The sequence below is a fragment of the Streptomyces sp. NPDC013317 genome (genome assembly GCF_055563155.1).
In genome coordinates, this window is sequence record NZ_JBVHDX010000013.1 from 69,858 (window position 1) to 75,743 (window position 5,886).

2 protein-coding genes and 1 pseudogene are annotated in these 5,886 nt (G+C 74.1%); all 3 read right to left on the minus strand.

Annotated elements, in window-relative coordinates:
• Positions 1 to 134 precede the first annotated feature (134 nt).
• A complete protein-coding gene (locus ACZ3IJ_RS28720; RefSeq protein ID WP_467472782.1) occupies positions 135 to 3,935 on the minus strand; it encodes an Rne/Rng family ribonuclease in 3,801 nt (1,266 codons plus the stop codon).
• A 234-nt stretch (positions 3,936 to 4,169) separates the two neighbouring features.
• Positions 4,170 to 4,961: a TIGR03936 family radical SAM-associated protein gene (locus ACZ3IJ_RS28725; RefSeq protein WP_467472784.1), complete on the minus strand. Its 792-nt coding sequence runs from the start codon at positions 4,959 to 4,961 to the stop codon at positions 4,170 to 4,172.
• Between the two features lie 124 nt (positions 4,962 to 5,085).
• A pseudogene (locus ACZ3IJ_RS28730) lies at positions 5,086 to 5,886 on the minus strand (hypothetical protein); the annotation flags it as partial.

Consider the following 5,886-nt stretch of genomic DNA (forward strand, 5'->3'; position numbering starts at 1 on the left):
TGGGGGGTGGCTCTTTAAAACCCACCTCCCCCTTTTTAGGTTGCGGGGTTCTTACACGTGTGTGAAATTTTTTAACATAACCCCCGGGGGGGGGGGGGGGGGCGCCGGGGGCCCCCCCCCCCCCGGCGGCAACCTCAGTCCTGCGCGGGGGCGGCCGTCTTCTTGGTGGCCGCCTTCTTCGCAGTGGTCTTCTTCGCCGCGGTCTTCTTGGCCGTCGCCGTCTTCTTGACTGCGGCCTTCTTCGCGGTGGCCTTCTTCGCCGTCTTGCGGGCGGCCGTCTTCTTGGCCGGGGCGGCGGCCTCTGCCTCCGCCTCCGCGACGGGCGCCTCGGCCGGGGCCGGGGCGTCAGCCGGAGCGGCGGCCGGGGAGTCGACCACCAGGACGGCGGCCTCCTCCGCTCCCGACGGGGAGCCGGCGGGGGCCGTCACCTTGCGGACGACCCGGCGACGGGGCCTCGGCGGGGCGGCCACGGGGGCCTCCTCGACGACGGGCTCGGGCGCGGCCTCGACAATTGGTTCCGGGGCGGCGACCGGCTCGACGACGGTCTCGACGACCGCCTCACCGGCAGGCGAACCGGCCGGGGCCGTCGCCTTGCGGGTGGCACGGCGGCGGGCACGGGGAGCCGGGGCGGCCTCCTCGACGACCGGGGCGGCCTCGGCCACCGGAGCGGCCTCGACGACCGGCTCCGGCTCGACGACCGGCTCCGGCTCGGCGACGGGCGCCGGCTCCTCGACCACGACCGGGGCGGGAGCCGCGGCGACCGGAGGACCGGCCGGAGCGGAGACCTTGCGGGTCGCCCGACGGCGGCCGCGGCCACGAGTCGCGGCGGCCTCGGCCTCGGCGGCGCTGCTGTACAGCTCCTCGTCGGCGCGGAAGGGCTCCTCCACGGCCACCGGGGCGGCGATCTCCGCGGCCACCTCGGCCTCGGTCTCGACCGTGTCGGTGTCGGACTCGGTCTCCGCCACGTCGGCGTGCTCGTGCTCGTGGTGCTCGGCACCGCCGCGGCCGCGCTTCTTCGAACGCTTGCCGCTGCCACCGCCGCCGGGGGCGGTCGGCTGCTCCATGTGCACGATCACGCCACGGCCGTTGCAGTGGACACAGGTCTCGGAGAAGGACTCCAGCAGACCCTGGCCGACCCGCTTACGGGTCATCTGGACCAGGCCCAGCGAGGTGACCTCGGCCACCTGGTGCTTGGTCCGGTCACGGCCCAGGCACTCCAGGAGACGGCGCAGCACCAGGTCGCGGTTGGACTCCAGGACCATGTCGATGAAGTCGATGACGACGATGCCGCCCAGGTCGCGCAGGCGCAGCTGGCGCACGATCTCCTCGGCCGCTTCGAGGTTGTTCCTCGTCACGGTCTCCTCGAGGTTGCCGCCCTGGCCGGTGAACTTGCCGGTGTTGACGTCGACGACGATCATCGCCTCGGTCTTGTCGATCACCAGCGAGCCGCCGCTCGGCAGCCAGACCTTGCGGTCCAGCGCCTTCATCAGCTGCTCGTCGATCCGGTACGTCGCGAAGACGTCGACCTCGCTCGTCCACTTGGACAGGCGGTCGGTCAGGTCCGGGGCGACGTGGTTCACGTACCCGTGGATGGTCTCCCAGGCGTCGTCGCCGCTGACGATGACCTTCGAGAAGTCCTCGTTGAAGATGTCGCGGACGACGCGGACGGTCATGTCCGGCTCGCCGTACAGAAGGGTCGGGGCGTTGCCGCTCTTCGCCTTCTTCTGGATGTCCTCCCACTGGGCCTGCAGACGCTCGACGTCACGGCGCAGCTCGTCCTCGCTCGCGCCCTCGGCGGCGGTGCGCACGATGACGCCGGCGTCCTCGGGGACGATCTTCTTGAGGATGGTCTTCAGACGCGCGCGCTCGGTGTCCGGGAGCTTGCGGCTGATGCCGGTCATCGAGCCCTCGGGGACGTACACGAGGTAGCGGCCCGGCAGGGAGACCTGGCTGGTCAGACGCGCACCCTTGTGGCCGATCGGGTCCTTCGTCACCTGGACGAGGACCGACTGGCCGGACTTGAGGGCGGTCTCGATACGGCGCGGCCCGTTGGCCATGCCGAGCGCCTCGAAGTTGACCTCACCGGCGTACAGGACGGCGTTGCGGCCCTTGCCGATGTCGACGAAGGCGGCCTCCATGGACGGCAGCACGTTCTGGACCTTGCCCAGGTAGACGTTGCCGACGTACGAGGTGGCCTGCTCCTTGTTGACGTAGTGCTCGACGAGCACGTTGTCTTCCAGGACGCCGATCTGGGTGCGCTCGCCGTTCTGACGGACGACCATCACGCGCTCGACGGCCTCACGGCGGGCCAGGAACTCGGCCTCGGTGATGATCGGGACGCGGCGGCGGCCCTGCTCGCGGCCCTCGCGGCGACGCTGCTTCTTCGCCTCCAGGCGGGTCGAGCCCTTGATGGACTGGACCTCGTCGGACGGCTCGGCCTTCTCACGGGCCGGGCGGGGCTCGCGGACCTTGACGACCGTACGGACGCCGTCCTCCTCGCCCGCCTCGGTCTCGCCGCCCGCGTCACCGCTGCGGCGGCGGCGACGGCGACGGCGACGGGAGCTGCTGGAGCCGCCGGACGATGCGCCGCCCTCGTACTCGTCGGACTCGCCCTCCTCCTCGGACTCCTCGTCCTCGGCGCGGGCCTCGTCCGACTCCTCGGTCTCCTCGGCCTCCTCGGACTCGGCGAGCTCACCGCGACGGCGGCGACGGCCGCCACGACGGCGACGGCGGGACGGGCGGTCGCCGTACTCGTCGGACTCCTCGGCCTCCGCCTCGGGCTCCTCGGCCTCGACCTCGGGCTCGTCGGCGACGGTGGCCGGCACGGGCTCGACAGCGACGGGCTCGGCGGGCTCGCCACGACGGCGGCGACGGCGACGACCGGCGGGCTCGGGACGCTCGGCGGTCTCGACGACGGCGGCGGCGGCCTCCTCGACCGTCCCCTCGACCGTCTCCTCCTCGTCCTCCTCCGGCTCCACGACCTCGGCGGCAGCGGCGGCGGCCGCGGTCTCCGGGGTCTGGAACATCGGCTCGGTGAAGACCGGGGCCTGGAAGACGGCGACGGCGGGACGCGTGGCACGGCGACCGCGGGGCTCCTCGTCCGCCGCAGAAACGCGCGCGGCTTCGGCCGCTCCGGTGGAGCCGGTGCTTGCACCGGGCACCGGCTCGGCGGTGAACTGCGGCGACGACGCGCGGCGGCGGGTACGGCCACGGGTGGCGGCCTTCTCGGCCGCGGCGACCTCGGGCTCCGCCTCTTCGGCGGTGATCTGCGCCACGGTCTCCTGCGGCAGGCTCTCGCCCGCGGCGGGGGTGGCCTCGGGGCTGGTGGCCCTACGGGTCGCGCGGCGGCGGGTGCGCGCCGGGGCGGCGGGCTCCTCGACCGGGGCCTGCTGCTCCACGACGGGCTCGGCGGCGGGCTCGACGACCGGCTCGGCGACGGGCTCGGCAGCCGGCTCGGGCGTGGTCGCCTTGCGGGTCGCACGGCGGCGCGTACGGGCGGGGGCGGCGGGCTCCTCGACGGGGGCCTCGGGGGCCGCCTCCACGACGGCCTCGGCCTCGACGACCGGCTCGGAGACCGGCTCCGGGGTGGTGGCCTTACGGGTGGCACGCCGGCGGGTCCGGGCCGGGGCGAGCTCCTCGACGGGAGCCTCGGCGGCGGGGACCTCGGCGGCCGCCTCCACGACGGGCGCGGCCGCGGCGGCCGGCTCCGGGGCGGCGGTCTTGCGCGTGGCGCGACGGCGCGTACGGGCGGGAGCGGGCTCGGCGGCCGGCTCCGGGGTGGCGGGCGTCTCCACGACGACCTCGGCCACGGTGTCGGTGACCTCCGCCGCGACCGGCGGACCGGCGGGGCGGGAAGCCGCCCGGCGCCTGCGGCGCGGCGGCAGCTTGTCACCAGGTGCGTTGTTGTCGGTGTTCTCTTCGTGCTGTTCGAGCATGCGGGCGGTTCTCCCGTCACGCCCCCGGGCGCCGCGCCTTGTTCCGGTCCGGCGGCACGATCGCGCACAGTGCGCGGTGCCGCCGTCCGGGGCGCGGGCGCCGCACGGGAGCTGATGTCTGGCTCGCCGGTTCCGTACGCTTTCTCCGTACGGCCTGGCGAAAGTCTCCTGGTCAGTGCGCTGCCCGACCCAGGTGGCTCCCGAGTACCAGGGCTGCGCTACAACGACCGCTCCCTACGCGGAACCTGCACCCGGCGCCGTCGCTGAGGCGGTCGCGGCGGCCGTGGGTGAAGCGGCCGTGACTGCCTCGCGGTCGGGCGCGAGCGGGTCGGTCACCGTGCCGGACTCCTCGTCGAAGAGCCCCTGCGCCAGCCTGGTCACCGCTGCGGGGACCGGCGGCGCCAGGTCGGCCACAGCTCGGAGACCGGACAGGACGTCGTCGGGTCGTACGGCAGGTGTCACGTGCCGAACAACCAGCCGCAGTATCGCACAGGCATTGTCCAGGGGCCTATCAGCTCCGGGACGTGCCTGTGGACGGTCCGCGACGAGGTCGGCGACGGCCGAGCGGGCGTCGAAGGTGCGGATGCCGTTCTTGGTCTTGCGCTGCACTTCCACGGTGTCGGCCGCGAGGAAGGCCGCGACGGCCTTCTCCGCGTCCTCGACGGTGACGCCGTCGAGCCGCAGCTCCCACACGGAGGCGGTGAGCCGGTCGGCGAGTCCGGAGGTCCGGGCCTCGACGGCGTCGGTGATGTCGAGGCCGTCCGGGAGCGACTCGTCGAGCAGGAGCCGCAGACTCTCCGGGTCCCGGTGCTCGGTGAGGGCGATCTCCAGGAACTCGGCCTCGGAGCCCGTACCCGTGGGGGCGGCGTTGGCGTACGACACCTTGGGGTGCGGGGTGAAGCCGGCCGAGTACGCCATGGGCACCTCGGCACGGCGCAACGCACGCTCGAAAGCGCGCTGGAAGTCACGATGGCTGGTGAACCGGAGGCGGCCGCGCTTGGTGTAGCGCAGTCGGATGCGCTGCACCGCCGGTGCGGGCGGCGGGCCTTCGGGCTGTCGCTTGCCCAGTGGTTCTTCTCCTCGGTGCGGGGCGGGCGCGGTGGCGCGCCGCCCACGAAATACGGGGTGGCCTCTGGGGGGCCCGACCGGCTCACCCCCGCTTTCGCAGGGAGATCTCGGGTGCGGGCGCCGCGCCGGAGGCGCTTGTTGTACTACCCAGAGTACGCGCAGAGGCCACCACCGGTTCCACAGGCTCGGTCACCCGGGGTCCCCCCACCAGTGCTCGCCAGGCGTCCCTGCGCGCCTGCCGCACGGTCGAACGCGCCGCGGCGAGGGCCTCCCGCGCGGCCTGCCCGGCCGCGACCGCCGCGCGCCTGGCCGGCGCCCAGACCTGGTCGCGGACCCAGTGCCCGACGGGGGCGCAGACGGTGCGGTAGAACCAGGCGACGGGGCGCCCGACGAGATTCCGGGCGAGCCACGCGAGGGCGCGCCCGGCGGCCCGGGAGACGAACCCGGCGACGCGCCAGCAGACCCGCAGCGCGTCGAGGAGCTCCCGCCCGGTCGGGACGAGAACGCGGCGGTACAGCCAGACGAGTGGGACGACGACCCCGTACCGCGCGACGGGCACGACGGCGTACCGCCACAGCGCGACCCACGGCCACACGAACAACGCCTTCCCGAGCACGCCGAGCCCCCGCACCAGCCCGAGCCCGACCGGGGTCAGGACGTGGCGGTACAGCCAGACGGCCGGCACCCCGAACCCGTACCGCGCCACCGGCACCACCACGTACCGCCACAACGCCACCCACGGCCACACGAACAACGCCTTCCCCAGCGAGACGAGCCCCCAGGCCAACCCGCGCCCGACCGGGGTCAGGACGTGGCGGTACAGCCAGACGGCCGGCAGCGCGACCCCGTACCGCCACAGACGGTCGAGCAGGAAGGAGACACC

Coding starts and splice junctions, on each gene's coding strand:
- ACZ3IJ_RS28720 (WP_467472782.1), bottom strand. CDS start 3,935: ATGCTCGAACAGCACGAAGAGAACACCGACAACAACGCACCTGGTGAC.